This is a genomic window from Promicromonospora thailandica (assembly GCF_024171955.1).
GTDB lineage: Bacteria > Actinomycetota > Actinomycetes > Actinomycetales > Cellulomonadaceae > Promicromonospora > Promicromonospora thailandica.
In genome coordinates this window covers 120,260-145,636 of sequence record NZ_JAMTCS010000015.1, presented here as the reverse complement: position 1 = coordinate 145,636, position 25,377 = coordinate 120,260, and the positions used below count along the sequence as shown (strand labels likewise).

Sequence of the window (25,377 nt, the reverse complement as noted above, 5' to 3'; positions counted from 1 at the left end):
GCTGTTGACACTGAAGCAGGCGAGCACCGGAGGAGCACCCATGACATCCACGACGACGACGAGCGGGCCGGACTTCGTCTCGTTCCAGGTCCGCGACCGCGCGGCGTCCGCACGGTTCTACGAGGAGAGCGTCGGGCTCACGCGCCTGCCGGACGCCGGTCCCGCCGCGACCGTGTTCAGCTCCGGGCCCGGGGGAGCAGCGTTCGCCGTCCGCGACCCGTTCCCCGGGACCGACCTCGACGCCGTCCCCGCCCCGGGTGCCGGCATCGGGGTGTGGTTCCACAGCGCCGACGCCGCGGGCGTCCACGCGCGGCTCGCGGCGCAGGGCGTGCCGATCGTCCAGGAGCCGTTCGAGGGACCGTTCGGCCTGCAGTTCTCGTTCCGCGACCCCGACGGGTACGTGGTCACGATCCACTCCCGCGTGTGACGGCACTGTCCACCGGGGCCGTCGAGCCGGGCCGCCGTGCCGACCTCCTCCTGGTCGACGGCGACCCGGCCGTGGACACCCCCGCGACGCGGCGCGTCGCGGGGGTGTGGGTGGGCGGGGAGCGCGTGCGCTAGCCGCGCTCGCCCTGCGCCGCGGGCCCGGCGTGCCCGGACTGGAGCTGCTTGTCGGCGCGCAGCTCCCAGAAGGTCGCGTTCTCGATGCCGAGCGCGCGCGGGTCGAACTGCGGGTCCAGGCCCGCCTTCTTCTGGGCGCGGTAGTCCTTGAGCGCCTTCAGGGCCGGGCCCTGGAGGAACAGGATGCCGACGATGTTGAGCCAGGCCATCGAGCCGACGCCGATGTCGCCGAGGCCCCACGCCGCACCCGCGGTGGTGACGGCGCCGTACGCCACCGAGACGAGCACGAGCGCCTGCAGCGCCCGCTGGATGGCCCGCGCCGCGAGCCGGTTGGTCATCTTGCGCGTGAGGTAGTTCAGGTTCGTCTCGGCCATGTAGTAGTACGCCACGATCGTGGTGAACGCGAAGAACGCGAGCGCCACGGCGATGAACGACGGGCCCGCGCCGGGGAACACCGAGTCGAGGCCCTGCTGCACGAAGCCCGGGCCGGGCTCGACGTCGGTGCTCAGGCCGCCCTCGCCCGCGTGGATCAGCTCACCCGGCCAGGCCTCGCCCGCGAAGGTGTTGAACATGCCGGTCGACAGGATGATGAACGCCGTCGCGGAGCAGACGAACAGCGTGTCGACGTAGACCGCGAACGACTGGGCGAAGCCCTGCTTCGCCGGGTGCGAGACCTCGGCGGCGGCCGCGGCGTGGGGCCCGGTGCCCTGGCCCGCCTCGTTGGAGTAGATGCCGCGCTGCACGCCCCACTTCACGGCGAGGCCCAGGATCGCGCCGAACACCGGCTGGGCGCCGAAGGCGCTGCCGAAGATCAGCGAGAACACGCGGGGGATGTCGCTGAAGTTGAGGAAGAGGACGACGAGCGCGATGGCGATGTAGATCAGGGCCATCGCGGGCACCACCACGACGGCGAAGTTCGCGATGCGCTTGACGCCGCCGATGACGATGAAGCCCAGCAGGATCACCAGGCCGATCGCGGTGACCCAGGTGGGCACGCCCCAGGCGGTGTCGATCGCGGAGGCCATGCCGTTGGCCTGCACGCCGGGCAGGAAGAAGCTCATCGCGAGGATGGTCACGAACGCGAAGAGGATGCCGTAGCCCAGCGACAGGCCCTTGGCCTTGTGCCGGTACGCCTTCTCGAAGTAGTACGCCGGGCCGCCGCGGTACTCACCGGTGTCCGGGTCCTTCTCCTTGTAGATCTGGCCGAGGGTGCACTCGACGAACGACGTGGCGGCCCCGAGGAACGCGGACGTCCACATCCAGAAGACCGCGCCGGGGCCGCCGAAGGCGATCGCCGTGGCGACGCCGCCGATGTTGCCCATGCCCACGCGCCCGGCCAGCGACATCATGAGCGACTGGAAGGACGACGTGCCGTCCTGCGACTTCTCGCCCTTCTTGAGCTGGTTCAGCATGTCGGGGATGTGCCGCACCTGGAGGAATCCGGTGCGGAACGAGAAGTAGAGGCCGGCGAGCAGGCACAGGGCGATCAGGGGGATCGACCAGATCAGCTCGTTCGCGGCTGTGATGCGATCGGCGAAGGTCATCGATGCTCCAGGGTGAAATCGTGGGGATACCGGCCGCACCCTAGCGTTTACCCCGGGTGCCGGCGCTACCCCACGCCCGGAGCGTGTCGCCCTGGCCTGCTACGACGTCCGGATCAGGCGGCTCCCCAGAACCGGTCCTCGGCGGCCTGGTCCTCGCTGACGAGCCACACCTCCGCGATCCGGTCGCCGTCGACCCGGAACACGTCGACGCCGTGCTGGTCCAGGTCCGTGGCGCCCGGCCGGCGCGCGGTGAAGCGCACGGTCGTGGCCACGAGGGCCCCGGCGTCCGCCACCGACTCGGTGCGCAGGGCGAACGTGCCGCCGCTGAGCTCCATGAACCGTCCCAGGTGGGCGAGGACCGCGTCCGGTCCCACATGGTCGCCCGCGAGCTGGTTGGCTCCGGGCTGGTGCCAGACCACCCGCTCGTCGAGCACCGCCCGCAGGGCGGCCAGGTCGCCCGTCTCCATCGCCGCGCCGTATCGCGCGATCACGTCACGTGCCGACATCATTGCTCCTGTCGTCGAACTGTTCGTCGAGCTGTTGACTGCGTGTGCCCCAGCATCCGGAAGAGAGGGCGGTTACCTCAACGTGACCGAGGAGCAGGTGACCCAGGACCAGGTGACCCAGGACCGGGCCGTGGCGCCGCGGGAGTGGACCGTCTTCTCCCCGAGCTGCCCGTCGCGCGAGTCGCTCGCGCGCATCGCGAACAAGTGGACGGCGATGATCGTCATCCTGCTGCACGAGTCCCCGCTGCGGTTCTCCCAGCTGCACGACGGCGTGGGCGGGATCTCCAAGAAGGTGCTGGTCGACACGCTGCGCGCCCTGGAGCGTGACGGCATGGTCGAGCACGCGCGCGAGCCGGACGGGCACGCGCGCTACCGGCTGACCGCCCTGGGCCGCACGCTGCACGAGCCGCTGCTGGCCCTGCAGGCCTGGGCCGAGTCGTACGTCGAGCAGGTGCTGGAGGCCAGGCAGCGGTACGACACAGCGCTCGACGAGCGGATCCTCGCCGGGGTGCCGCCGTACGAGCCGTGACCGGAGCCGCCTCGGGCTGCGACGTCAGTGCGGCGGGGGGACCTCCGCGAGGTGGGCGTCCGCCTGCAGCGCGAGCCACGCGTCCAGGTCGGCGTCGCCGTCCTGGCGCGCGCCGGGGACGACGCGCAGCGGGTCGGCGGCCGCGTCGGCCGGCAGCACGTGCTCGGGCGGTGCGAGCGGCCGGAACCGGGCGGCGACGCCGTCCAGCACCTCCTGCAGGTGCTCCTGGAACCGGGGGCAGGCGGCGACGTCGTGCTCGTCGCACTCCAGGGCGTGCAGGGTCATGGACCGTGCGCGCAGCATCGCGGCGATGCGCCGGTCGAGGTCGGCCACGTGGGCGGTGAGCTCCCGTCGCCGGTCGGGGACGTCGGAGTCGAGCACGGTGCGGACCTGCTCCAGGCTCAGGCCCGCGACCTTGTTGCACAGGATGAGGCCGATCCGCACCGCCTCCCGCTCGCCGTACCGCCGGTAGCCGGACTCGTCGCGCTCGGGCTCCAGGAGGCCCATCTCCTCCCAGTGCCGCAGCACGTGGGTGTCCAGCCCGAACCGGGCGGCGGTCTCGCCGATGCTTGCCTTCATGCCCACATGAAGGCACATGCTCCTGGCTGCCGGCAACGGCATCTCATCTCATGACGCCCCCAGGAGGAACCGTGTCCGACACTCCCGCACCTACCGTGCCGTACGACGTGGTCGTGATCGGCGGCGGCCCGGCCGGGCTGCAGGCCGCGATGACGCTCGGCCGGCTGCGCCGCCGCGTGCTGCTGCTCGACTCGGGCGAGTACCGCAACGGCTCGACGGACGCGGTGCACAACGTCATCACCCGCGACGGCACCCCGCCGGCGCAGTTCCGGGCACAGGCGCGGGCCGAGCTGGCGGCCTACGCCACGGTGGAGGTCCGCGACGTGCGCGCCACACGCGTGCACCGGACGCCGGACGACGGCGCCACGGTGCACCTGGCCGACGACACGACCGTCGCCGGGCGTGCCCTCGTGCTGGCCACCGGCCTGCGGGACGAGCTCCCGCCCACCCCCGGGCTGGCCGAGCTGTTCGGCACGCTCGTGGCGCACTGCCCGTACTGCCACGGGTTCGAGTACGCCGACACGCCCGTCGCGATCCTGGGCAGCGGCCCCCAGGTGCCGCGGCTCGCGCTGCTCATGGAGCGGGTGGCGAGCCGACTCGTGGTCGCCACCGACGGCGGGGAGCTGGAGCCTGCGCACCGAGAGATCCTGGAGGCGGCCCGCGTGGCGGTGCGGCCCGAGCCCGTCACCGGCCTGCGCCGCGCCGGCGACGGCTCGGGCGTCGTCGTGACGTTCGCCCAGGGGCCCGACGAGGAGGTGGGTGGCGTCCTGGTCGGCACCACGCCGGTGCAGCGGGCCCCGTTCGCCGGGCAGCTCGGCCTGCGCCTGCTCGGATCGGGGTGCATCGAGGTGGACGCGCTGGGCCGCACGAGCGCCCCCGGCGTCTACGCGGCGGGGGACGTGGCCCACACCCCCGCCACGCCGGTGCCGCTCTCGTCGGTGGTCGCGGCGGCCGCGGCGGGCAAGAACACGGCCATGGCGATCGACGCGGACCTGCTGACCGCCGACCACGGCCTGCTCCCGCCGGGTTCCCGGCCGCCGGCCGCCGCTCCGGCAGCCGCCCCCACGGCCTGACAGCCGGGCGGCGGGCAGACGTCAGGCCAGCTCGAGCACGACGCCGTCCGCCGCCTCGCGGCCGCCCGGGCCGTGCTCGCGCACGACGGCGACGATCTCGTCGAACAGCGTGGGCCCCTCGCCGCGGCGTGCGGCCGCGAGCCGGGCCTCGACCGCCGCGCGGTTGGACGCATGGACCGACAGCAGGAGCCGTTCGAGCCGCCGGGCCGCCGCCGCGTGCCCGAGCGTGGCCCGGGACCGGTCGGACGCGACCCACCGCAGCACCCAGCCGCCGTCGGGGGTGCCGTAGCCCCCGCGCAGCACGTCGTTGAGCGCGTCGAGGTTGCCCCGCCAGGTGTACCCGGTCAGCAGGCGGGACACCTCGCGGGCGAAGCCGTCGAGGTCGTCGAACCAGGTGCCGTCGACGACCAGCACCGGGAGGTCACGCGTCATCGGTGGCCTCCCGGTGCCGGACGTGGGTGCCGGACGGTGTCACATCCGGTAGAAGTCGTCGTAGTGGTTGGGCGAGAAGTAGACCACGCCGGTGGTGCGGTCCAGGACGAGCCGGTAGGACTGCCGCGCCGCCCCGCAGGCCCGCGGCGTGACGTCGAACTCGCGGTAGGAGTGCCCGGACGGAGCGGGTGAGATCAACCTGACCGTCACATGCGGGCGCCCGGCGCGTAGAACCAGCCGTGGAAGGCCGAGCGCACGGGCTGCGGCAGCACCGCCGCGATCGCGACCATCGCCTTGGCCTGCAGGCCGGGCAGCACCTCGGCCCGCCCGGCCAGGAGCGCGTCGACGGCCTTGCGCCCCACCGCCCGAGCCCGCGCCTTGGGGGCGCGGCCGATGTGGGTGTGCTCCATCTCCGCTTCCCGGAAGAACGGCGTGCGCGTGGCCGACGGCAGGAGCGCGGTCACGGAGACGCCGCTGCCGGCCAGCTCGCCGCGCAGGGACCAGGCGAACGAGCGCAGGAACGCCTTCGACGCGGCGTAGGTGCTGAACAGCGGTGCGGGCATGGTCGCGGCGATCGACGACGTGACGAGGATGCGGCCCTCGCCCGCCGCCACGAGGTCGGGCACGACGCGGTGCGCCAGGTGCACCACCGAGCGGACGTTGAGGTCCACGAGCCGCAGCTCGTCCTCCAGCGGCGTGCGCCGGAACGGCCCGTGCACACCGACGCCCGCGTTCAGCACGTAGGTGCGCACGCCGAGCTCGCGCGCCCGGTCCACCGCGGCCTCGACGCCCGACGGCCGGGTCAGGTCGACCTCGAGGCCGGACACGAGCGCGCCCCGGTGCGCGCCCAGGGCGCGCACGGTGTCGTCCACCCCGCGGTCGGCCACGACCAGCACCTCGTGGCCACGCCGGACGAGCTCGCGCGCGATCTCCAGGCCGATGCCGCTGGTCGCTCCGGTGACCAGGGCGGGGGCGGGGGGCTGGTGGACGGTCATGGGCCGAGACTAGGCACGGCCCGCCCCACCCGCACGCGCCGGTTGCCAGTAGCCGGGACCCGGTTACCGTACGAGGCATGGTCACCGTCGCGCGGGCCGCGCGCTGCACCCCCGAGGACGTCCTGGGCGTTCTCGCGGACGGCTGGTTGTACTCGACCTGGGTCGTGGGCGCCGCCCGCATCCGGGCCGTCGACCCCGCGTGGCCGGAGCCCGGCACGCGCATCCTGCACTCGGTGGGCCTGTGGCCCGTGCTGATCAACGACGAGACCGTGGTGCTCGAGCGGGACCCGGAACGTTCGCTCACGCTGCAGGCCCGGGGCTGGCCCGCGGGCGAGGCGCGCGTGCGCATCGAGGTCGACGCGGCGCCGTCGGGCTGCCGGATCCGGATCTCGGAGGACGCGAACAAGGGCCCGGGGGCGCTGATCCCGCGTCCGCTGCGGGACGCCGCGATCGGCCCCCGCAACGTCGAGACGCTGCGCCGGCTCGCGCTGCTCGCGGAGCGCCGCTCGCCCGAGCAGCTCCCCGGCTGACACCGGCCCCGCTGACTCCGGCCCCGCCCGCTCACCCGTCGCGCAGCAGGCGGCCCCACGCGCTGCGGGCCAGCCGGCGGGGGAGGGCGCCCCACGGGTGTGCCGCGGCGAGCGCGACCCGCGCCGCGTTCCAGCCGCACGCGCCGTGCACGCCGCCGCCGGGGTGCGCCGACGCGCTCGCGAGGTACAGCCCCTCGACCGGGGTCGCGGGCCGGCCGAGGCCCGGCGTCGGCCGCAGGAAGATCTGCTGGTGCACCGCCGAGGTGCCGCCGTTGACCGCGCCGCCGGCGAGGTTCGCGTCGGCGCCCTGGAGGTCGGCGGGGCTCTGCACGGTCCGCCCCACCACCGTGTCCCGGAAGCCCGGCGCGGCCCGGTCCAGGGCGTCCTCGACGCGGCGCACCTGGGCGGCCACGGCGTCGGCCGTCCACGTGATGCCGTGCGGCACGTGCGTGTACGCCCAGGCCGACTCGGTGCCGGCCGGGGAGCGGGTGGGGTCGGCCGTCGTCATCTGGCCCAGCACCAGGAACGGGCGCTCGGGGGCGCGCCCCTTGGACAGCGCGGCGGCGACGTCGACGAAGCCCATCCGGTCCACGCCGAGGTGGACCGTCCCGGCGCCGTGCGCCCCCGGGTCGGTCCAGGCCAGGGGCCGGCCGAGCGCCCAGTTGACCTTGAACGTCGGGTGGTCCCACTGGAACCGGTCCAGGTCGCGCACGAGGCGGGCGGGCAGATGCTCGGTGCCGACCAGGTCCCGGTACAGCGCGGGGGCGCTCACGTCGGCGAGCACCGCGCGGCGGGCCCGGACCCGCTCGCCGTCCGCCGTCCGGACGCCGACGGCGCGGCCGCCCGCGACCAGCACCCGCTCGACGCGGGTGCCCGTGACGATCTCGCCGCCGCCGGCCCGCACGCGTGCCGCGAGCGCCGTGGCCAGCGCCCCGGCGCCGCCCACGGGCACCGGGAAGCCGACGTCCTGGCCCAGCATCGCCAGCAGCCAGCCGAACACGCCGGAACCCGCGGCGTCCGGGGGCACGTCGGCGTGCATGGCGTTGCCCGTGAGCAGGAGCCCGCCGCTCTCGCCGCGGAAGGTCTCGTCGGCCAGCCGCCGCACGGGCAGCACCGCGAGCCGGGCGAGGTCCAGGGTGCCGCCCACCCGGAGGCGGCGCAGCACGCGCAGCACGGGCCCGGCCGCGGGCAGCGGGCTGAAGAGCGCGTCGAGCAGGGGGTCGCGCACGCGGGACCAGCCGGCGAACATCCGCAGCCACGCGTCGCCGTCGCCCGGGGCGTGCTCCTCCAGGCCGGCGGCGGTGTCCTCGGGGTCGGTGCGCAGCACGGCCGCGGGCCCGTCGTCGAGCACGTGGGCCAGCACGGACGGCGCGTGCGACCACGCCAGCCCGTGCCGCTCCAGGTGCAGGTCCCGAATCACGGGGGAGCCGGCGGCGAGCGGGTAGAACGCGCTGAACAGGTCGGTACGGTACCCGGGGGCCGCGACCTCGGCCGTGCGCACGGCGCCGCCGACGTCGTGCTGCTCCTCGAGCACGAGCACGTCCCAGCCCGCGTCCACGAGCGCGTTCGCGGCGACCAGGCCGTTGGGTCCGGCGCCGACGACGACGGCGTCGACGGTCCTCACCACGTGCGACCTCCCGTGTCGGTGTGCCCGGCTGCCGGGCACCGTCCAGCCTGACCGGGAACCGCCGAGGTCGCCAGCGCGGGGGCGCCGTCGTCCCGGTCAGGGGGCGACCGCGATGTCCGCGGTGGCTTGGGCCAGCAGCACGACGCAGACCACGGCGACGGCCATGCCGAGCCCGAACGGCGCCCGGCTGCGGGGCCGGGTCAGCGCGGTGCCGCCCGCGGCGAGCGCGAGGACGGCGGCCAGCGCGCCGCCCGCCCAGGCCACCACCGTCGGCGGCCCGGCGGGCCCGGTGACGACCACGGCGGCCGCGGCCAGCAGAAGGGCGGGCGCGAGCACCCCGGACGCCCGGCGGCCCAGAACGTGGGGCAGTCCGCGCACGCCGGTGGCGGCGTCGTCCTCCAGGTCGGGCAGCGTGTTGGCGACGTGCGCCCCCACGCCGAGCAGCGCGGCGGCCGCGACGGCCCACGGGGCCGGGACGCGCGGACCGGGTGCGGCGAGCACCACGCACACCGCGAGCAGGCCGAACGAGGCCGCGTATGGCAGCCACGACCACACGGTCGCCTTGAGGCGCGCGTTGTACGCCCAGGCACCCGCCACGGCGACGAGGTGGGTGGCCCCGGCGGCGACCCCCAGGGCCAGGGAGGCCGCCACGCACACCGTGAGAGCGCCGAACGCGCAGCCGCGCAGAGTGCCCGCGGTCACCAGGCCCGCGACCACCGGCTTGTCGCGGCGGCCGACGGCGACGTCGCGCGCGGCGTCGATCCAGTCGTTGGACCAGCCGACGGAGAGCTGCCCCGTGCCGACGGCGAGCGCGACCAGGGCGACCGTGCCGGCGGGCGACCCGAGCGCGGCGGCGAGCGCCGTCGCGAGCCCGGTCACGACGACGGCCGGTGCGGCGTGGCTCGCGCGCACCAGCCCGCGGGCGACGCGTGCCGGCTGGGACCCCATGCCCGGACACGCTAGCGCTCCGCGCGCGAGGTCGCGGGTTACCGGTACCTGGGTCACGATGCTGAGATGTCCTGCGTCGTGGCGGTCGAGCCGGTTCTGCCCGAGCACGTGTACCCCCAGGAGGAGATCACCGCGGCGGTGGGCCCGCTGGTCGCGCCCGACCCGGTCCGCACGGCGGTGCTGCGCCGCCTGCACGCCGGGTGCGGGGTGGACCACCGTCACCTCGTCCTGCCGCTGGAGCAGTACGCGGACCTGCACTCGCTGGGCGCGACGAACGCGATCTTCGTGCGGGAGGCCGCCGCGCTGGCGGAGCGGGCGTGCCGCGCGGCGCTGGCCCGCGCGGGCCTGACGGCGCAGGACGTCGACCACGTGTTCGCGACGTCGGTCACGGGCGTGGCGGCACCGTCGCTCGACGTGCTGCTGGCCGAGCGGCTCGGCCTGCGGGGCGACGTGCGGCGCACGCCGTCGTTCGGCCTGGGTTGCGCGGGCGGCGCGGCGGGCCTGGCCCGCGTGCACGACCACCTGCTGGGCCGCCCGGACGACGTCGCACTGCTCGTCTCGGTCGAGCTGTGCTCCCTGACCCTGCAGCACGGCGACGACTCGGGGGCGAACATGGTGGCCTCCGGCCTGTTCGGCGACGGGGCGGCGGCGGTGGTCGTCGTCGGCGAGCGGCACCCGCTGGCCGCGGACGCCCCGCGGGCCGACGGCGGGCGGCGCACCGCGACGCTGGTCGACACGCGGTCCCGGCTGTACCCGGGCACCACGGACGCGCTGGGCTGGGAGGTGCGGGACACGGGGTTCGCGATCGTGCTCTCCGCGGAGCTGCCGGCCCTCCTGGGCGCGCACCTGCCGGCCGACGTCAAGGGCCTGCTCGCGGACCACGACCTGACGACGGCCGACGTGCCGACCTGGGTGGTGCACGCGGGCGGCCCGCGCGTGATCGACGCGGTGCGGGACGCGCTGGAGCTGTCCGAGGCGGCCGTGGCCGAGAGCCGCGCGAGCCTGGCCTGCGCGGGCAACCTCTCGTCGTCGTCGGTGCTGGACGTGCTCGCCCGCACCCTGGCACGCTCGGAGGCGCCGCCGGGGTCGCCCGCCGTGCTCATGGCGTTCGGCCCGGGTGTCGCGTGCGAGCTGGTGCTGCTGCGTCTGGGAGGTCGCTGATGCTCGGGTTGTACGTCGCCCTCGTGGGGGCCACCGCGCTGGAGCGGCTGGCCGAGCTGGTCGTGTCGGCACGCAACGCCCGCTGGTCGTTCGCCCGCGGCGGCGTGGAGTCCGGCCGCGGGCACTTCCCGGCGATGGTCGCGCTGCACACGGGCCTGCTGGTCGCGTGCGTCGTCGAGGCGGTCGTCGCCGGGCGGCCGTTCCTGCCCTGGCTCGGCTGGCCGATGCTGGTGCTCGTGCTCGCGAGCCAGGCGCTGCGCTGGTGGTGCGTGACCACGCTGGGGCCGCGGTGGAACACCCGCGTCATCGTGGTGCCGGACCTGCCGCTCGTCACGTCCGGACCGTACCGGTGGATGCGGCACCCCAACTACGTGGCCGTCGTGGTCGAGGGGGTCGCGCTCCCGCTGGTGCACACGAGCTGGGTCACGGCCCTGGTGTTCACGGTGCTGAACGCGGTGCTCCTGGCGCGGTTCCGCGTCCCGGCGGAGGAGCGGGCGCTGCGGGCGGCCGTGGACGGGGTGCGATGACGCCTGCGCACCCCGGTGACCTCGACGCGGACGTCGTGGTGGTGGGTGCGGGACCAGTGGGGCTCGCGGCGGCGGTGCGCGCACGGCAGGCGGGCCTGCGGGTGCTGGTCGTGGAGCGACGGTCGGGCACGCTGGACAAGGCGTGCGGCGAGGGCCTGCTGCCGGGGGCGCTGAGGGCCGTCCGGGAGCTGGGCGCGGACCCGCCGGGCCACCCGCTGGCCGGCATCAGCTACCGGGGCGGCGGGCGGCACGCGGACCACCGGTTCGCCGCGGGTCCGGGCCGGGGTGTGCGGCGCACGGCCCTGCACGCGGCCCTGGCCGTGCGCGCCGCGGACGCGGGCGCGCCCGTGCTGCACGCGCGGACGACGGCGCTGCGGCAGGACGCCGCGGGCGTCGAGGTCGACGTGCTGCCGGGCGACCCCGGCGACGGGGCCCGGGCGACGACGCTGCGCGCCGCCTGGGTGCTGGGGTGCGACGGCCTGCACTCCACGGTGCGCCGGCTCGCCGGGCTCGAGCCGGGCCGCCCCGCGGGCCGCTCCCGCGGCGGCGCGGCCGGCCGCCGCTACGGGCTGCGGCGGCACTTCGAGGTCGCGCCGTGGAGCGACCTGGTCGAGGTGCACTGGTCGCCGCGTGCCGAGGCGTACGTGACCCCGGTGGGCCCGGACCGCGTGGGCGTCGCGCTGCTCGGCCCGGGCCCGGTGCTCCGGGAGGGCGCGGGGTTCGACGCCCTGCTGCGCGGCGAGCTGCCGGAGCTGGCCGAGCGGCTGGCGGCCGCGTCCGACGCGGGCCCGCTGCTCGGCGCGGGACCGTTGCGCCGCAGGTCCCGGCGTCGCACCGCGGGGCGGGTGCGGCTGGTGGGGGACGCGTCGGGGTACGTCGACGCCCTCACGGGGGAGGGCATCCGGGTGGGGCTGGCGCAGGCGGAGGCCGCCGTCGCCCACCTGGACGACGCCGCCGCGTACGAGCGCGCGTGGCGGGCCGCGACGCGCGACTACCGCGCGCTCACCACGGGGCTCCTGACCTGGGCGTCGAGCCCGGCGCGGGGCGCGATCGTGCCCGCCGCGGCGGGCGCGCCGTGGCTCTACGGGGCCGTGGTGGAGCGCCTGGCGCGCTGACGCCCCGCGGCTCCGCGGCGGGCGGAGGATGCACGCGCATCGAGATGCGAGTGGGTGCGGCGGTGGTGACGGTGGACGGGCGCCCGGGTCGGACCGGACCCGGCGCGGCAGGTGCCGGACCGAACCGTCAGAAGGAGCGCCGACATGTTCTTCCACCGTCAGGAGCTGCAGCACACCGTCAAGCCCGAGCGACCCGACGCGGTCTACGCCCGCAAGCTTCAGGAGGTGCTCGGCGGCCAGTACGGCGAGATCACCGTGGCCATGCAGTACGGGTTCCAGTCCTGGAACGCGCACATGCCCGGCAAGTACCGCGACCTGCTCTACGGCATCGGGGCCGAGGAGATGGGCCACGTCGAGATGCTGGCGACGATGATCGCCCAGCTCCTCGAGAAGGCGCCGCTCGGGGTCACCGAGGGTGCCATGCAGGCCGACCCGACCGTGGCCGCCATCATCGGCGGCACGGACCCGCAGCACGCGATCGTGGCGGGCGCGGGCGCGCGGCCGGTGGACTCCAACGGCAACCCGTGGACCGCCGGGTACGTCACGGCGAGCGGCAACATGCTCGCCGACTTCACGGCCAACGCGAACGCGGAGATGCAGGGCCGGGTGCAGGTGGCCCGGCTCTACCACATGACCGACGACGCCGGTGTGCGCGACCTGCTCGCGTTCCTGCTGGCGCGCGACACCATGCACCAGAACCAGTGGATCGCGGCGGCGCAGGAGCTGCGCGAGGAGGGCGTGGAGGACCTGCCGGTGCCGAGCACGTTCCCGATCGGCAAGGAGAACCGCGACGTGTCCTACCAGTACATCAACTTCTCGAACGGGCAGGCCGCGGCCGAGGGCTCGTGGGCCAGCGGCCCGACGCCGGACGGCAAGGGCGAGTTCGAGTACGTCGCGGAGCCGCCCGAGGGCGTGCCCGCCCCACCGCCCACCAAGCCCGACGTGCGCCTGCACGGCACCACCGGCCGGCCCGAGTCGGTGGAGAAGGTCATGGGTGCCGCGCAGGACGCGCTCCACAAGGAGTGACGCGTGCCGCTGACCGAGGTCGCCGACGGGGTGCACCGCCTGGAGCACGCCTACGTCAACGTGTACCTGGTGGAGCACGAGGGTCGGCTGCTCGTGGTCGACACGGGGCTGCCGGGGACCTGGCGGGAGCTGGGCGACGCCCTGCGCCGGCTGGGTCGCCGGCCGGCCGACGTGGCGGCGGTCGTGCTCACGCACGCCCACTTCGACCACACGGGGTCGGCCGCGGCGTTCCAGGAGCGGCTGGGGGTGCCGGTCTGGCTCCACCCGGAGGACTTCACGATCGCCGCGCACCCGTACCGGTACGCGCACGAGAACGTCCGGGCGGTGTACCCCCTGCGGTACCCGCGGTCGCTGCGGGTCCTGGGGTCGATGACGGCGGCAGGGGCGCTGCGGGTGCGGGGCGTGGAGGGGCTGCGTCCCCTGGCACCGGGCGACACGCTCCCGGTGCCGGGGAACCCGCGGGTCGTCTTCACCCCGGGCCACACCTTCGGTCACTGCGCGCTGCACCTGCCCCACCACGACGTTCTGATCTGCGGTGACGCCCTCGTCACCCTCGACCCGTACACGGGCCGCAGGGGACCGCAGATCGTCGCGGGCGCGGCCACGGCGGACAGCGCGCAGGCGCTGGTCTCGCTCGACCGCCTGGTCGCGTACGACTCGGGCTCGACGCTGCTGCTGCCGGGCCACGGTGACCCGTGGTCCGGTGGCGTGGCGGACGCCGTCGAGCGGGCGCGTGCCGTGGGCGCCCACTGAGAGTGCTGGACGAGACAGAGCAGTACGACACCGAGGTACGAGAGGTCGCACATGGAGAGCAGAGCAAAGGCTGCCGGGCACGCGGTGCACCAGCAGCTCGTGGTGCTGCCGCTGGGGATCCTCGCCCTGGCGGTCGCGTTCGACGTGGTCGGTCTGGTGACCGGTGACGCGCGCCTGGCGTTCGCGGCGTACCTGATGATCGCCGTCGGCGTGGTCGCGGGCCTGGTCGCGTCGGTGTTCGGCCTGATCGACTACCTCGCCGTACCGCGCGGCACGCGCGCCAAGCGGGTGGCGTTCCTGCACGGCGCCGGCAACGTGGCCGTGCTCGTGCTGTTCGCGGGGAGCTCGCTGCTGCGCACCGGTGACCCCGAGGCCGTGCCCGGCACGCCCGCGTTCCTGCTCGGCCTGGTCGCCCTGCTCCTCGCGGGCGCCACCGGCTGGCTCGGCGGCGAGCTGGTGGGGCGGCTGGGCGTCGGCGTGGACGACGACGCGGGCCTCGACGCCCCGGCCCGGCTCACGACCGGGATCGCGCTGCCCGGCCAGGCACCCCACCCGACGTCACGGGAGACCCCATGAGAGCGATGACCTACCGCGGCCCGTACAAGATCCGCGTCGAGGACAAGCCGATGCCGCGCGTCGAGCACCCGAACGACGCGATCGTCCGGGTCACGACGGCGGCCATCTGCGGCTCCGACCTGCACCTCTACCACGGCATGATGCCCGACACCCGCGTCGGGTCGACGTTCGGGCACGAGTTCGTCGGCGTCGTGCACGAGGTCGGCCCGTCCGTGCAGCACCTCGCCGTCGGCGACCGGGTCATGGTGCCGTTTAACATCTACTGCGGCACGTGCTTCTTCTGCGCCCGTGGCCTCTACTCCAACTGCCACAACGTCAACCCCAACGCGACGGCCGTCGGCGGCATCTACGGCTACTCGCACACCACGGGCGGGTACGACGGCGGGCAGGCCGAGTTCGTGCGCGTGCCCTTCGCCGACGTCGGCCCGGCGAAGGTGCCCGACTGGATGGACGAGGAGGACGCCGTGCTCTGCACGGACGCGCTCGCCACCGGGTACTTCGGGGCGCAGCTCGCCGACATCGCGGAGGGGGACGTCGTCGTCGTGCTCGGGGCCGGCCCCGTCGGGCTGTTCGCCGCCCGGTCGGCGTGGCTGATGGGCGCCGGGCGCGTCATCGTCGTCGACCAGATCGAGGAGCGGCTGGAGCTGGCGCGCACCTTCGCCTACGCGGAGACGATCAACTACACGCAGCACAAGGACGTCGTCGTGGAGCTCAAGCGCACCACCGGCTGGCTGGGCGCCGACCGTGTGATCGACGCCGTGGGCGCCGAGGCCGACGGCAACCTCGTGCAGCACGTGACCAGCGCGAAGCTCAAGCTCCAGGGCGGCTCGCCCGTCGCGCTGAACTGGGCCATCGACGGCGTCCGCAAGGGCGGCACCGTGTCGGTCATGGGCGCCTACGGGCCCATCTTCAGCGCCGTGAAGTTCGGCGACGCCATGAACAAGGGCCTCACGCTGCGCGCCAACCAGGCGCCGGTGAAGCGGCAGTGGCCCCGGCTGTTCGAGCACATGCGCAGCGGCTACCTCAAGCCGAACGACATCGTCACCCACCGCATCCCCCTGGAGCACATCGCCGAGGGGTACCACATGTTCTCCGCCAAGCTCGACGGCTGCGTCAAGCCGCTCGTCGTGCCTGGCGGGGACTGACCGTGCCGGACGACCGCCCGACCGAGAGGGGTACCACCGTGCCGTACACCGCCGACAAACCGCCCCTGCCCGAGACCCCGGACCAGCTCCGGGCCCGGATCCCCGGCTGGGGCGCCGACCTGGACCCGGCCGACCGGCCCGCCGTCCCGCGCGAGGTACGCGGCCTGGAGACCGGAGCCCACTGGGAGCTGCCCGAGCAGCAGCCCGAGCACCAGCCGCGCGAACGGTCGGTCGAGCACGCGCGGCTCACCCCCGTGTTCGGCACCTCGGTGCCGCTCAAGGGGCTGTCCGGCGTGGTCCGCCGGTACGCGTACCGGCGGTTCAGCGAGGCGCGCGCCGCGCACTGGCTGCTGCTCGTCGCGGCCGACCGGGTCGACGCCGTCGAGTCCCACCTCGCCTCCCTCGCCACCCGGCGGCCGGACGACCCCGTCACGCAGTCCGGCGTGCTCGCGGAGGCCGGGAACCACCCGGTGCGGTCGCGCGCCGGCCGCACCGACGTGCGCCACCAGGTGCTCGACCCGGTGCTCGTCGTCGGCCCCTGGGTGCTCGCAGGCCTGGTCGTCTACCGCCTGGGCCGCGCACTCGTGCGGCGGGTGCGGACCTGAGCGCCGTACCGCGCACGACGCCGGAGGCACGCGCCTCCGCGGTGCCGCGCGCCGTCGGGCGGGTGCTGGGCGCCGCGATCGGGACAGTGCGCCGGTGGCGCCCCCGCCCCCTGCACCCGGACGGCGTGGTGGTCGGCGGAACCCTGCACCTCGAGGCCGGCACGGCGCCCGGCGCCGCGGCGCTCGGCCCACCCGCCGACCACCCCGTCGTGGTCCGTGCCTCACGCGGCGGCGGCCTGCCCGCCCCCTGGCCCGACCTGTTCGGGCTCGCGGTGCACTGGACCCAGGACGACCGGGCGCAGGACCTCCTGCTCTCGGCGACCGGCACCGGCCGCGTCACCCGGTTCCTGCTCGCGCCCCGCCGCCGTCCGCTCGGGGGCGCGTTCGGCACGCTCATGCCGTTCCGGGACACCGACGGCCGTCCCGTGCTGCTGGCGGCCGCGCCCCGCCCCCGCCGCCCCGGCACGGACCTGGCGGCGCTCGCGGGCACCGAGCTGGTGCTGCTGTCGGCGCACCCGGGCGGACGCTGGCACCGGCTCGGCCTGCTGCGCTGCGGGCCGGAGCTCGGGACGGACGCGCCGCGCGTGGACCCCGTGCTCCACGCTCCCGGCGACCTGGGCACCTATGCCTGGGCAGCCGCGCTGCGCGCACCCGCCTACCGGGCGGCCCGCACGGGGCACGTCTGAGCGGGCGCGGGCCCCTGGTGGTTCGGGGTCCGGCCCGCTCAGACCTGTTCGCTCAGAGGTGTTCGCTCAGACCTGGCGCGGTCCCGGCGAGGTCGTGCCCGCCCGGCGGCGGGGCCACAGGGCGATGACCAGACCGGCGAGGACGCTCAGGATGTGGAGCCAGTTGTCGGCCGCGTTGATGTTCAGGATGTTGATGTCCGGGTTGTTCACGGCGATCAGGCCGTAGACGAAGGCCGCGCCGTAACCGACGACGAGCAGCCAGCCGAACGTCCGGGCCCGGCCCGGCGAGGACCACAGGGCCACGCCGAGGAGCCCGATGAGCAGGTGCACGATGTTGTGCAGCGGGTTGACCGCGAAGCCGAGGAGCGTCTGGTCGTGATCGTGCTCGGCGAAGCCGTCGAACCCGGTCACGAGGAAGCCCGCGACACCGACCAGGAGGTAGACGACGCCGATCGTGAGGGCCAACCACTGGTGAGGCGCCCGCGTCTGCGTCGTGGACAGGGACTGCGTCATGGCACTTCTCCTCTCGGGAGAGCTGGGACTGACCGGTCCCACCACCGTCGGCCCGCGGCGGACCACTCGCATCTGCGTGCGGCGACATGTTCTGCCGGCCGCCGCGGCCGGCGCGGACCTCGCCGAGATCTGGTACTGCCGCGCCGAGATCTGGTGCCCGCGCCGAGATCTGGCGGTGCACCACCAGATCTCGGCGCAGACACCAGATCTCGGCAGCTGGACGCCAGATCTCGGCGCCCAGCGGGCGTGTGTCAGCTGGTGGCGCGGGCCGCCTGCTCGATCACCTGTGCCGTCTCGTTCGGGTGGGAGACGTAGCCGGCGTGCGAGGCCTTGATCGCGCTGGTGTGCGCGCCCATCCGCTCGGCGAAGAACCGCTGGGCGACGGGGGACAGGGCGTGGTCCTGCGTGGAGACCTGGTACCAGCTGGGGATGGTCTTCCAGGCGGGCTCGCTCGTCGACTCCTCCTCGAGGACCGCCACGTTCGCGGGCCGCTGGGTCGCGGCCATGATGCGGGTCTGCCGCTGCGGCAGGTCGGCGGCGAAGATCTGGCGGAAGTCGGCGGGGTCGATCGTCGCGTCGACGCCGCCCGGGTACGGCCGCAGCACCAGGGACTCCGGCTCCAGCTCGCTGCCCGGGTACTGCGACGGGTCGTTGAACTGGCCGACGGTCTCGCCCTTGTCGGGCGCGAACGCCGCGACGTAGACCAGGGCGTCGACGTTGTCGGCACCGGAGGCCGCGTTGGTGATCACGCCGCCGCCGTAGGAGTGGCCGACCAGCACCACGTCGCCGTCGATCGCGTCGACGACGCTGCGCACGTACGCCGAGTCGGACGCCAGGCCACGCAGGGGGTTGGCGACGGCGAGCACGGGGTAGCCGTCGCGCTCGAGCTTCTCGATCACGCCGCCCCAGCCGCTCGCGTCGGCGAAGGCGCCGTGCACCAGCACGACCGTGGGCTTCTCGGAGCTGTCGTGAGCGGGGTGGCGGCCGCTGTCGGCCTGCGCCACGCTCGCGCCGACACCGAGGGCGAGGGCCGCGCTGACCGCGACACCGGCGACGGCGCCGAGCGACCGGCGCGCCGAGGACATGGACTTCATGGGGGTTCCTTCCGACGAGAGCTCGTCATGTAGACGAACTAGTACGTCTACCGTGACACGAAGATCGCTCCAGGACAAGCCACCCGATGTGACATAGATCGCGTCGCGCCCTCAGGGCTCCCGGCCGTCCGGCCCGAGAGCGCTCGACCAGACGTGGGTGAGCGTCGCCGCCGCGTCGTCGAGAGCGGGACCCGCCCCCGCGACCACCGCCTGGTAGAAGACCCGCTCCGTCATCCAGACCAGCGCGGCGGTGACGGCGGCCGCGTCCCGCGGCCCGGGCCCGGCCGGGACCCCGGCGCGCTCGGCCACGCCGCGCATCGTGTCGGCCAGTGCGACCACCGCCGACCGCCAGGCCCGGTCGATCGCGGGAACCGCGGGGGACAGCTCGACGGCGGCGCGCATGACGGTGCCGTGCTCGCGCCACATGCGGGCGGTCCGTTCGACGCCGTCGCGCACGGCCTGCCCGGGAGTGGCGCCGTCGCCGGCCGCGTCGATCTCGGCGCGCAACGCCGTCACCGTCCGTTCGACCAGTGCCGCGACCACGTCGTGCTTCGAGCCGAAGTAGAAGTACAGGGCCGCGCGGGTGATGCCGGCGGCCTGCGCGATGGTGGCCACGGTCATGCCCTCGTACCCGGCGCTCGCGAGCTGCTGCTCCGCGGCGTCGAGGATCGCGCGTTCCCGCAGGTCGCCCTTCGTCGGGGCGGTGCGCCGCCGCCGGCCGTCGGTCCCCGCGTCCTGCGTCGTGTCGCTCACACCGCGAGTCTACCCGCCGTCGAATAAAATCGACGCGGTGTCGTTGAAAATCGACACGGTGTAGATTTGGTGGCATGACCACCACGAAGCACCTGACCTTTCTCGTCACCGGCGTGAGCTCCGGGCTCGGCCGGGCGATCGCCGGGGCCGCGCTCGACGCCGGCCACACCGTCGTCGGGACCGTCCGCACGCAGGCCGACGCCGACACCTTCGAGGCCCGGTCGCCCGGGCGGGCGGTCGCCCGTCTCCTCGACGTCACCGACGACGACGCGGTCGTGCGCGTCGTCGACGGCGTCGAGGAGGTCGTCGGGCCGATCGACGTCCTCGTCGCGAACGCCGGGTACGGCCACGAGGGCGTGTTCGAGGAGTCCTCGATGGCCGACCTGCGGCGGCAGTTCGAGGTGAACGTGTACGGCACGGTCGCCACGGTCAAGGCCGTGCTGCCGCACATGCGCCGCCGACGCCGCGGGCACATCCTCGGCATCACGTCCATGGCGGGGCTCATCACCGTGCCGGGAACGTCGTTCTACCAGGGCAGCAAGTACGCGGTGGAGGGCATCCTGGAGACGGTGGGCAAGGAGGTCGCCCCCTTCGGCGTCCATGTGACCGCCGTCGCGCCAGGATCGTTCCGCACGGACTGGGCCGGCCGCTCGATGATCCGGACGGAGCGCTCGATCCCCGACTACGACGAGGTCATGACACCCGTCCGGGAGCACCGGCTGGCCGCCGACGGGCGGCAGCTCGGCAACCCGCAGAAGGCCGCGGAGGCCGTCCTGACGATCGTCGGCACGCCGGACCCGCCCGCCCACCTCGTGCTCGGGTCCGACGCGCTGCGGCTGGTCACGAACGGCCGCGCCGCCGTCGACCGGGAGATTCAGGCCTGGGCGGAGCTGTCGCGCTCGACCGACTTCCCCGACGGCGCCCAGCTCGCGGGCTGACGACCCCGGGTGGACGGGCCGCGCAGCAGCGGGACCAGGTCCCGGCCCTGACGCTCGATCTCCGGCAGGTACGGCGTGTCGGAGAGCACGAAGTGGGTCACCCCCAGCGCCTCGTACCGGCGCAGCGCCGCCGCGACCTCGCGCGCGGTGCCGACCAGCCACGTGGTCCCCGCGCCCCCGCCCCCGGCGCGGCCGGGCGCGGTGTAGAGGATGTCGTCCAGCACGTCGCCCCGTCCGGCGAGCTCCAGCAGGCGCTGCTGCCCGACGGCGGACGACCGGCCCCACCGGCGCACCCCCGGGTGCTCGTGGTCGGCGCGGGCGGCGAGCTCGGCGACCTTCGCCTCGGCGTCGGCCCACGCCTGCTCGGTCGTGTCGCGGACGAACGTCGTGATCCGCAGCCCGAACTCCAGCGGCGGCAGGTCGCGCCCGAGCGAGGACTCCAGGGCGCGCAGGCACGCGATCCGCTCCGCGACACCGTCCAGGGGCTCGCCCCAGAAGAGCTGCACGTCCGCCTCGGTGGCGGCCACGCGCTCGGCCGCCGCCGACGCCCCGCCGAAGTACAGGCGGGGGTGCGGCCGGCCCGGCCGGGCCACGGGGTGCAGGTCCAGCGTCGAGTCCGTGACCTGGAAGTGCTCGCCCGCGTAGGTGACCGACTCCTGCGTCCACAGCCGCCGCACGACCTGCAGGAACTCCTTCGTGCGGGCGTACCGGTGGGCCTGGTCGCCCTCGGTGTCGCCGTACGCGGCCAGGTCGTCCTGGCCCGAGACGATGTTGATCCGCACGCGCCCGCCCGACAGGTGGTCGAGCGTGGCCGCCGCCGACGCCAGGTGCGCGGGCCGCCAGTACCCGGGGCGGACGGCGATCAGCGGCTCGAACGTCGTGGTCCGCGCGGCCAGCGCGGTGGCCACGGTGAACGTGTCGGGCCGGCCCCAGCTCGTGCCGAGCAGCGCGCCGTCCCAGCCGTGCTCCTCGAGAGCCGTGGCGTGCGCCGTCAGCGTGTCCAGGCTGTTGTGCCCGGCGCCGGCGTCGTCCCCGCGGTGGCCGGGGTGCGTCTGGTTGGGGATGTACCAGAGGATGTCGTCGGCCATGTCAGGCTCCGACCTGCTCGGCGGTCGCGTACCGGTTGGCCGGGCGGGCCAGCCCGTAGTGCTCGCGCAGCGTGGTGCCCTCGTACTCCGTGCGGAACAGCCCGCGCTCCCGCAGCACCGGCAGCACGTGCTCGGTGAACTGCTCCAGCCCGGACGGCAGGGCCGCGGGCATGATGTTGAAGCCGTCGGCGGCCCCGGCGTCGTACCACTCCTGGAGCGTGTCGGCGACCTGCTCCGGGGTGCCCGCGAACGTGCGGTGCCCGCGCCCGCCCCCGAGCCGCCCGATGAGCTCCCGCACCGTGAGCCGCTCGCGCCGCGCGAGCCGCACGACGAGCGTGTAGCGGCTCTTGGCGCCCTCGATCTCGTCCTCGTCGGGCAGGTCGGCGGGCAGCTCGCGGTCCAGCGGGAGGTCCTCGGGCGCCAGCCGCAGGGTCCGGGCGAGCTGGCGCTGCGCGTACTGCGGCAGGATGAGCTCGTCGAGCTCGCGCTCCTGGGCGCGGGCCTCGGCCTCGGTGGAGCCGATGACCGGCACGATGCCGGGCAGGATGCGCACCCCGTCGGCGTCCCGTCCCGCCGCGACGGTCCGCGCCTTGAGGTCGCGGTAGAACTCCTGCGCGTCGCCGAGGGTCTGGTGCGCGGTGAAGACGGCCTCGGCGTACCGGGCGGCGAGGTCCTTGCCGTCCTGCGAGGAGCCGGCCTGCACGATGAGCGGGCGGCCCTGCGGCGAGCGCGGCACGTTGAGCGCTCCGGCCACGGAGAAGTACCGCCCGACGTGCTCCGGCGGGTGGATCTTGGCGCTGTCGGCCCAGATGCCCGCTGCCTTGTCGGCGACGACCGCGTCGTCCTCCCACGAGTCCCAGAGCTTGAACGCGACCTCGAGGAACTCCGCCGCCCGGGCGTACCGCTCGGCGTGCGCGGGCTGTGCGTCCAGGCCGAAGTTGCGGGCGATGTCCGGCCCCGCCGTGGTGACCACGTTCCACCCGGCGCGGCCCGCCGACACGTGGTCGATCGACGCGAACCGGCGCGCCAGGTTGTACGGCGAGTTGTAGGTGGTCGACGCCGTCGCGACGAGCCCGATCCGTTCGGTCGCGGCCGCGATGGCGGTGAGCACGATGAGCGGGTCGAGCGTGCCGGAGGGCCGCCGCCCGACGTCGCCCTGCAGGCCCGGCCCGTCCGCGAAGAAGATCGAGTCGAAGCGGCCGCGCTCCGCGATCTGCGCGAGCCGGCGCAGGTGGGCGATGTCGTGGCCCGTGGCGTCGGGTCCGCTCTGCGGCAGGCGCCACGAGGCCTCGTGGTGGCCGCTGCTCATGAGGAACGCGTTGAGGTTGAGGTGTCCGGGGCGGTGGTTCGTGGTCACAGGGTGTCCTTCCTGGCGGGGTCGGTGTCCGGGCCGAGCGCCTCCAGCAGCTCGGCCCGCAGCGTGCGGTGCGGTCCGGGGTCCGCGGTGGGACGGCTGCCGTCGCGGGCCGGGGTGCGGCGTTCCAGGGCGATGCGTCCCGCGTCCAGCACGACCACCCGGTCGGCCAGCACGATCGCCTCGTCCACGTCGTGGGTCACCATGAGCACGGACGGGTGGTGGCGCCGCAGCAGGTCACGCAGCAGGTCGTGCATGCGCAGCCGGGTGAGGGCGTCGAGCGCCCCGAACGGCTCGTCGGCCAGCAGCAGCTCCGGGCTGCGGGCCAGCGAGCGGGCCAGAGAGACACGCTGCTGCTCGCCGCCGGACAGCTCGTTGGGCCACGCCCGCTCCCGCCCGGCGAGCCCCACCTCGGCCAGCGCGGCACGCCCGGCCTCCCGGGCGCGCGCGGGCGGCGCCTCGTGCCCCAGCACCACGTTGTCCAGCACGCGCGCCCACGGCAGCAGGCGGGAGTCCTGGAACACGACGGACACGTTGCGCGGTACCTCGACCCGCCCCGAGCCCCGCACGTCGTGGTCGAGTCCCGCCAGGGCCCGCAGCAGGGTGCTCTTGCCGGACCCGGAGCGGCCGAGGATCGCGACGAACTCGCCCGCGGCGATCTCCAGGTCGAGCCCGTCGAGCACCCCGGCCCCGGTCCCGTACGACCGCACCAGGTCGCGGACGACGACGGCGGCGGCCGTCGTGCTCAGTCCTCCAGCGTGCGCCGCCATGTGAGCGCCCTCCTCTGCAGCAGCCGGACGGCCTGGTCCGCGGTGTAGCCGAGGACGCCGTAGACCACCAGGCCCACGACGATGACCTCCGTCTGCCCGTAGGTGCGCGCGAGCTCCATCATGTAGCCGATGCCCGCGGTGCCGTTGACCTGCTCGACGACCACGAGGGCGAGCAGCGAGCCGGTGACCGCGAAGCGCAGGCCGAGCAGGAACCCGGGCAGCGCACCGGGCAGCACGACACGGGTGACGAAGCGGCGCCGGTCCAGGCGGAGCGTCTCCGCGAGCTCGACGTACCGCTTGTCGATCGACCGCAGCCCGTTGTGCGTGTGGATGTAGATCGGGATGAACACGCCCAGCGCGATGGTGACGACCTTCATCTCCTCGCCGATGCCGAACCAGAGGATGAGCAGCGGCAGCAGGGCCAGGTTGGGCACCGCGCGCTTGACCTGGATCGGCCCGTCCAGGAGCGCCTCGCCGAGGCGGCTGAGACCGGACAGCAGCGCGAGCGTGACACCCGCGAGCACGCCCCACGCCAGGCCCTGCGCGGCCCGGCCCAGGGACACCGCGAGGTTCTCCACGAGCCGGCCGTCCACGGCCAGGTCGACGCCCGTGGTGACCACCGTCCACGGTGCCGACAGCACGCGGGGGTCGATCAGCCCGGTGGCCGACCCGGCGGTCCAGACCGCCAGCAGGAGCACCACGCCCGACCCGGCCGCGAGAGGGACGGGCTTGCGCAGGCCCAGCCGGCGGACCCGGGGGCGGACGTCGACCGCCTGGTGCGCCGTCGCACGGCCGGGTGCGGTCACCCGGCCGGCCTGGACGACGGCGGTCACCGCGCACCCCACGCCTGCTCGGCCGCCTCGCCCGCGACGGGTCCGAACCGCTCGTCGAACAGGTCGGCCGCGACGAGCTCGGGCCGGTCGAGCTCGGCGGCCAGCAGGTCCACGGTGTCCTGGGTGCGGGCGATGCCCTCGGTCAGGTCTGCGGGGATCTCGGGCCGCGCCGCGGTGTCGACGAGGTACTGGGCGTCCTCCTCGGTCAGTCCCTGGTCCTCGACGTAGTACTTCTCCTTCCAGATCTCCGGGTGCTCGTAGATCCACACCCTGGCCTGCGCCCACGCGGCGACGTACTGGCGCAGCGCCGCCGCCTTGGCGGGGTCGCGCACCACGGCGGTGGGCCCGTAGAGATGACCGGGGTCGTCGCGCAGGCCGTGCCGCAGCGACGTCGCGCCGTCGGGCCCGTAGCTGTCGAGGTAGCGCAGCAGCGCCGTGCCGCCGACAGGGGCCACGTCGATCTCGCCCGCGGCCAGCGCCGTCGGGTACACGTCACCGGTCGAGGGCAGCTCGACCAGCTCCACGTCGTCCTGGTCCAGGCCCGCCTCCCGCAGCACCTTGAGCACGAGGGCGCCCTGCGCCTGGCCGGGGCTGAACGCGATCCGCCGGCCGCGCAGGTCCGCCAGGTCGTCGAGCTCGACGCCGGGGGCGCTCGCGAGCTCGTAGACCGGGTGCTCCTGCCAGTCCTCCCGGTACTGGGACGCGTAGATCTGCACGTCGAGGCCGGTCCAGGCGGCGTGGACCGCCGGGATCTCCGCGACGGCGCCGATGTCGAGCACCCCGGCGTTGAAGGCCTCGACGGTCTGCGGGCCGCCGGAGACGTTGGCCCACTCGATCTCGAAGTCGAAGTCGGTGTCGATGGCGTCGCCGGCGAGCTCGAACGCCTTCTGGGTGGTGGGGTCGCCGATCGCCAGGGTCGTGCCCGCGGGGACCTCGGTGGGCAGGGCGGCGTCGGGTGCGAGGCCGCCGGTGCCGTCGTCCGCCTCGGCGCCGGCGGCGCACCCGGAGGCGAGCAGCACGAGTGCCGCGGCCGCGGCGAGGAACGGGAGGCGTCGGGTGCGGTGGGTCATGTCGTCTGTCATGTCGTCTGTCATGGCGGCGTCCGATCGTCGGTGT

At 74.9% G+C, this 25,377-nt stretch carries 31 protein-coding genes; 15 read left to right on the top strand and 16 right to left on the bottom strand.

Translation table 11 applies throughout. The features are described 5' to 3' along the window. Positions 1–40: 40 nt before the first annotated feature. Positions 41–427, top strand: a complete 387-nt coding sequence (locus APR03_RS22345) for a VOC family protein (RefSeq protein WP_253839406.1) — start codon at positions 41–43, stop codon at positions 425–427. Then, entirely contained in the window at positions 424–561 is a 138-nt protein-coding gene (locus APR03_RS22340) for a hypothetical protein (RefSeq protein ID WP_253839405.1), read from the top strand. The genes APR03_RS22345 and APR03_RS22340 overlap by 4 nt, the downstream gene beginning before the upstream one ends. Here APR03_RS22340 and APR03_RS22335 read toward each other — a convergent pair. Both APR03_RS22335 and APR03_RS22330 read right to left on the bottom strand, forming a co-directional pair. After that, positions 558–2,105, bottom strand: coding sequence for an alanine/glycine:cation symporter family protein (locus APR03_RS22335; protein ID WP_253839404.1), 1,548 nt, complete (start codon positions 2,103–2,105; stop codon positions 558–560). The genes APR03_RS22340 and APR03_RS22335 overlap by 4 nt on opposite strands. Before the next feature lie 113 nt (positions 2,106–2,218). Further along, positions 2,219–2,611, bottom strand: a complete 393-nt coding sequence (locus APR03_RS22330) for a nuclear transport factor 2 family protein (protein WP_253839403.1) — start codon at positions 2,609–2,611, stop codon at positions 2,219–2,221. 82 nt (positions 2,612–2,693) lie between these two features. On the opposite strand from APR03_RS22330, the gene APR03_RS22325 reads away from it, so the two are divergent. Continuing rightward, on the top strand, positions 2,694–3,140 hold the full coding sequence (locus APR03_RS22325; RefSeq protein ID WP_253839402.1) for a winged helix-turn-helix transcriptional regulator: 447 nt from the start codon (positions 2,694–2,696) through the stop codon (positions 3,138–3,140). 24 nt (positions 3,141–3,164) lie between these two features. On the opposite strand, the gene APR03_RS22320 is transcribed toward APR03_RS22325, so the two are convergent. After that, positions 3,165–3,719, bottom strand: coding sequence for a MerR family transcriptional regulator (locus APR03_RS22320; protein ID WP_253839401.1), 555 nt, complete (start codon positions 3,717–3,719; stop codon positions 3,165–3,167). A gap of 71 nt (positions 3,720–3,790) precedes the next feature. Between APR03_RS22320 and APR03_RS22315 the strand changes: the two genes are divergently transcribed. Then, positions 3,791–4,792 carry an NAD(P)/FAD-dependent oxidoreductase gene (locus APR03_RS22315; RefSeq protein ID WP_253839400.1) on the top strand — a complete coding sequence of 334 codons (1,002 nt, stop codon included), beginning with the start codon at positions 3,791–3,793 and terminating at the stop codon, positions 4,790–4,792. A 21-nt stretch (positions 4,793–4,813) separates the two neighbouring features. Here the strand turns inward: APR03_RS22315 and APR03_RS22310 are convergent, their stop codons facing one another. The 3 genes from APR03_RS22310 to APR03_RS22300 are packed head-to-tail and all read right to left on the bottom strand — an operon-like array spanning position 4,814 to position 6,219. Next, a complete protein-coding gene (locus APR03_RS22310) occupies positions 4,814–5,224 on the bottom strand; it encodes a barstar family protein (RefSeq protein WP_253839399.1) in 411 nt (136 codons plus the stop codon). Between the two features lie 39 nt (positions 5,225–5,263). Continuing rightward, on the bottom strand, positions 5,264–5,422 hold the full coding sequence (locus APR03_RS22305) for a ribonuclease domain-containing protein (protein WP_253839398.1): 159 nt from the start codon (positions 5,420–5,422) through the stop codon (positions 5,264–5,266). Between the two features lie 8 nt (positions 5,423–5,430). Then, positions 5,431–6,219: an SDR family NAD(P)-dependent oxidoreductase gene (locus tag APR03_RS22300; RefSeq protein WP_253839397.1), complete on the bottom strand. Its 789-nt coding sequence runs from the start codon at positions 6,217–6,219 to the stop codon at positions 5,431–5,433. A gap of 77 nt (positions 6,220–6,296) precedes the next feature. On the opposite strand from APR03_RS22300, the gene APR03_RS22295 reads away from it, so the two are divergent. Continuing rightward, positions 6,297–6,749, top strand: a complete 453-nt coding sequence (locus APR03_RS22295; RefSeq protein WP_253839396.1) for an SRPBCC family protein — start codon at positions 6,297–6,299, stop codon at positions 6,747–6,749. A gap of 31 nt (positions 6,750–6,780) precedes the next feature. On the opposite strand, the gene APR03_RS25375 is transcribed toward APR03_RS22295, so the two are convergent. Further along, entirely contained in the window at positions 6,781–8,376 is a 1,596-nt protein-coding gene (locus tag APR03_RS25375) for a phytoene desaturase family protein (RefSeq protein ID WP_253839395.1), read from the bottom strand. A 96-nt stretch (positions 8,377–8,472) separates the two neighbouring features. Beyond that, positions 8,473–9,324: a UbiA family prenyltransferase gene (locus tag APR03_RS22285; protein ID WP_253839394.1), complete on the bottom strand. Its 852-nt coding sequence runs from the start codon at positions 9,322–9,324 to the stop codon at positions 8,473–8,475. 66 nt (positions 9,325–9,390) lie between these two features. Here APR03_RS22285 and APR03_RS22280 point away from each other — a divergent pair, with 66 nt between their 5' ends. The 9 genes from APR03_RS22280 to APR03_RS22240 all read left to right on the top strand — a co-directional run bounded on the left by APR03_RS22280 (position 9,391) and on the right by APR03_RS22240 (position 16,918). Further along, positions 9,391–10,485 carry a type III polyketide synthase gene (locus APR03_RS22280; protein WP_253839392.1) on the top strand — a complete coding sequence of 365 codons (1,095 nt, stop codon included), beginning with the start codon at positions 9,391–9,393 and terminating at the stop codon, positions 10,483–10,485. Beyond that, the gene (locus APR03_RS22275) at positions 10,485–11,012 is read left to right on the top strand and encodes an isoprenylcysteine carboxyl methyltransferase family protein (protein ID WP_253839390.1); all 528 of its coding nucleotides are present in this window, start codon (positions 10,485–10,487) and stop codon (positions 11,010–11,012) included. The genes APR03_RS22280 and APR03_RS22275 overlap by 1 nt, the downstream gene beginning before the upstream one ends. After that, positions 11,009–12,127, top strand: coding sequence for an NAD(P)/FAD-dependent oxidoreductase (locus tag APR03_RS22270; RefSeq protein ID WP_253839388.1), 1,119 nt, complete (start codon positions 11,009–11,011; stop codon positions 12,125–12,127). Before APR03_RS22275 ends, APR03_RS22270 begins: the two co-directional genes overlap by 4 nt. Before the next feature lie 144 nt (positions 12,128–12,271). After that, the gene (locus APR03_RS22265; RefSeq protein WP_253839387.1) at positions 12,272–13,153 is read left to right on the top strand and encodes a manganese catalase; all 882 of its coding nucleotides are present in this window, start codon (positions 12,272–12,274) and stop codon (positions 13,151–13,153) included. A gap of 3 nt (positions 13,154–13,156) precedes the next feature. Then, positions 13,157–13,906 carry an MBL fold metallo-hydrolase gene (locus APR03_RS22260; RefSeq protein WP_253839385.1) on the top strand — a complete coding sequence of 250 codons (750 nt, stop codon included), beginning with the start codon at positions 13,157–13,159 and terminating at the stop codon, positions 13,904–13,906. A gap of 51 nt (positions 13,907–13,957) precedes the next feature. After that, on the top strand, positions 13,958–14,482 hold the full coding sequence (locus tag APR03_RS22255; RefSeq protein ID WP_253839383.1) for a DUF2231 domain-containing protein: 525 nt from the start codon (positions 13,958–13,960) through the stop codon (positions 14,480–14,482). Then, a complete protein-coding gene (locus tag APR03_RS22250) occupies positions 14,479–15,627 on the top strand; it encodes a zinc-dependent alcohol dehydrogenase (RefSeq protein WP_253839381.1) in 1,149 nt (382 codons plus the stop codon). The genes APR03_RS22255 and APR03_RS22250 overlap by 4 nt, the downstream gene beginning before the upstream one ends. 38 nt (positions 15,628–15,665) lie before the next feature. Beyond that, positions 15,666–16,232, top strand: a complete 567-nt coding sequence (locus APR03_RS22245) for a hypothetical protein (protein ID WP_253839380.1) — start codon at positions 15,666–15,668, stop codon at positions 16,230–16,232. Positions 16,233–16,273: 41 nt separating this feature from the next. Then, the gene (locus tag APR03_RS22240; RefSeq protein WP_253839379.1) at positions 16,274–16,918 is read left to right on the top strand and encodes a hypothetical protein; all 645 of its coding nucleotides are present in this window, start codon (positions 16,274–16,276) and stop codon (positions 16,916–16,918) included. A gap of 66 nt (positions 16,919–16,984) precedes the next feature. Here APR03_RS22240 and APR03_RS22235 read toward each other — a convergent pair whose 3' ends face one another. From APR03_RS22235 to APR03_RS22225, 3 genes are all read right to left on the bottom strand, one after another. Beyond that, entirely contained in the window at positions 16,985–17,431 is a 447-nt protein-coding gene (locus APR03_RS22235) for a DUF4383 domain-containing protein (protein WP_253839378.1), read from the bottom strand. Positions 17,432–17,682: 251 nt separating this feature from the next. Further along, positions 17,683–18,525, bottom strand: a complete 843-nt coding sequence (locus tag APR03_RS22230) for an alpha/beta fold hydrolase (RefSeq protein WP_253839377.1) — start codon at positions 18,523–18,525, stop codon at positions 17,683–17,685. 111 nt (positions 18,526–18,636) lie between these two features. After that, positions 18,637–19,278: a TetR/AcrR family transcriptional regulator gene (locus APR03_RS22225; protein WP_253839376.1), complete on the bottom strand. Its 642-nt coding sequence runs from the start codon at positions 19,276–19,278 to the stop codon at positions 18,637–18,639. 74 nt (positions 19,279–19,352) lie between these two features. Here APR03_RS22225 and APR03_RS22220 point away from each other — a divergent pair, with 74 nt between their 5' ends. Further along, positions 19,353–20,216 (top strand): oxidoreductase, encoded by an 864-nt coding sequence (locus APR03_RS22220; RefSeq protein WP_253839375.1) that lies wholly within the window; start codon positions 19,353–19,355, stop codon positions 20,214–20,216. On the opposite strand, the gene APR03_RS22215 is transcribed toward APR03_RS22220, so the two are convergent. The 5 genes from APR03_RS22215 to APR03_RS22195 are packed head-to-tail and all read right to left on the bottom strand — an operon-like array spanning position 20,153 to position 25,343. Then, a complete protein-coding gene (locus tag APR03_RS22215; RefSeq protein WP_253839374.1) occupies positions 20,153–21,304 on the bottom strand; it encodes an LLM class flavin-dependent oxidoreductase in 1,152 nt (383 codons plus the stop codon). The two genes, APR03_RS22220 and APR03_RS22215, sit on opposite strands and share 64 nt — an antisense overlap. A gap of 1 nt (position 21,305) precedes the next feature. Continuing rightward, positions 21,306–22,613: an LLM class flavin-dependent oxidoreductase gene (locus APR03_RS22210; RefSeq protein WP_253839478.1), complete on the bottom strand. Its 1,308-nt coding sequence runs from the start codon at positions 22,611–22,613 to the stop codon at positions 21,306–21,308. A gap of 44 nt (positions 22,614–22,657) precedes the next feature. Then, a complete protein-coding gene (locus tag APR03_RS22205; RefSeq protein ID WP_253839372.1) occupies positions 22,658–23,428 on the bottom strand; it encodes an ABC transporter ATP-binding protein in 771 nt (256 codons plus the stop codon). Next, the gene (locus APR03_RS22200) at positions 23,404–24,261 is read right to left on the bottom strand and encodes an ABC transporter permease (protein ID WP_253839370.1); all 858 of its coding nucleotides are present in this window, start codon (positions 24,259–24,261) and stop codon (positions 23,404–23,406) included. The genes APR03_RS22205 and APR03_RS22200 overlap by 25 nt, the downstream gene beginning before the upstream one ends. Then, entirely contained in the window at positions 24,258–25,343 is a 1,086-nt protein-coding gene (locus APR03_RS22195) for an ABC transporter substrate-binding protein (RefSeq protein WP_253839369.1), read from the bottom strand. Before APR03_RS22195 ends, APR03_RS22200 begins: the two co-directional genes overlap by 4 nt. Between the last annotated feature and the right edge of the window lie 34 nt (positions 25,344–25,377).

Coding starts and splice junctions, on each gene's coding strand:
- APR03_RS22345 (WP_253839406.1), top strand. CDS start 41: ATGACATCCACGACGACGACGAGCGGGCCGGACTTCGTCTCGTTCCAG.
- APR03_RS22335 (WP_253839404.1), bottom strand. CDS start 2,105: ATGACCTTCGCCGATCGCATCACAGCCGCGAACGAGCTGATCTGGTCG.
- APR03_RS22330 (WP_253839403.1), bottom strand. CDS start 2,611: ATGTCGGCACGTGACGTGATCGCGCGATACGGCGCGGCGATGGAGACG.
- APR03_RS22320 (WP_253839401.1), bottom strand. CDS start 3,719: ATGAAGGCAAGCATCGGCGAGACCGCCGCCCGGTTCGGGCTGGACACC.
- APR03_RS22310 (WP_253839399.1), bottom strand. CDS start 5,224: ATGACGCGTGACCTCCCGGTGCTGGTCGTCGACGGCACCTGGTTCGAC.
- APR03_RS22300 (WP_253839397.1), bottom strand. CDS start 6,219: ATGACCGTCCACCAGCCCCCCGCCCCCGCCCTGGTCACCGGAGCGACC.
- APR03_RS22295 (WP_253839396.1), top strand. CDS start 6,297: ATGGTCACCGTCGCGCGGGCCGCGCGCTGCACCCCCGAGGACGTCCTG.
- APR03_RS22285 (WP_253839394.1), bottom strand. CDS start 9,324: ATGGGGTCCCAGCCGGCACGCGTCGCCCGCGGGCTGGTGCGCGCGAGC.
- APR03_RS22280 (WP_253839392.1), top strand. CDS start 9,391: ATGTCCTGCGTCGTGGCGGTCGAGCCGGTTCTGCCCGAGCACGTGTAC.
- APR03_RS22275 (WP_253839390.1), top strand. CDS start 10,485: ATGCTCGGGTTGTACGTCGCCCTCGTGGGGGCCACCGCGCTGGAGCGG.
- APR03_RS22270 (WP_253839388.1), top strand. CDS start 11,009: ATGACGCCTGCGCACCCCGGTGACCTCGACGCGGACGTCGTGGTGGTG.
- APR03_RS22265 (WP_253839387.1), top strand. CDS start 12,272: ATGTTCTTCCACCGTCAGGAGCTGCAGCACACCGTCAAGCCCGAGCGA.
- APR03_RS22255 (WP_253839383.1), top strand. CDS start 13,958: ATGGAGAGCAGAGCAAAGGCTGCCGGGCACGCGGTGCACCAGCAGCTC.
- APR03_RS22250 (WP_253839381.1), top strand. CDS start 14,479: ATGAGAGCGATGACCTACCGCGGCCCGTACAAGATCCGCGTCGAGGAC.
- APR03_RS22235 (WP_253839378.1), bottom strand. CDS start 17,431: ATGACGCAGTCCCTGTCCACGACGCAGACGCGGGCGCCTCACCAGTGG.
- APR03_RS22230 (WP_253839377.1), bottom strand. CDS start 18,525: ATGAAGTCCATGTCCTCGGCGCGCCGGTCGCTCGGCGCCGTCGCCGGT.
- APR03_RS22220 (WP_253839375.1), top strand. CDS start 19,353: ATGACCACCACGAAGCACCTGACCTTTCTCGTCACCGGCGTGAGCTCC.
- APR03_RS22215 (WP_253839374.1), bottom strand. CDS start 21,304: ATGGCCGACGACATCCTCTGGTACATCCCCAACCAGACGCACCCCGGC.
- APR03_RS22210 (WP_253839478.1), bottom strand. CDS start 22,613: ATGAGCAGCGGCCACCACGAGGCCTCGTGGCGCCTGCCGCAGAGCGGA.
- APR03_RS22205 (WP_253839372.1), bottom strand. CDS start 23,428: ATGGCGGCGCACGCTGGAGGACTGAGCACGACGGCCGCCGCCGTCGTC.
- APR03_RS22195 (WP_253839369.1), bottom strand. CDS start 25,343: ATGACAGACGACATGACCCACCGCACCCGACGCCTCCCGTTCCTCGCC.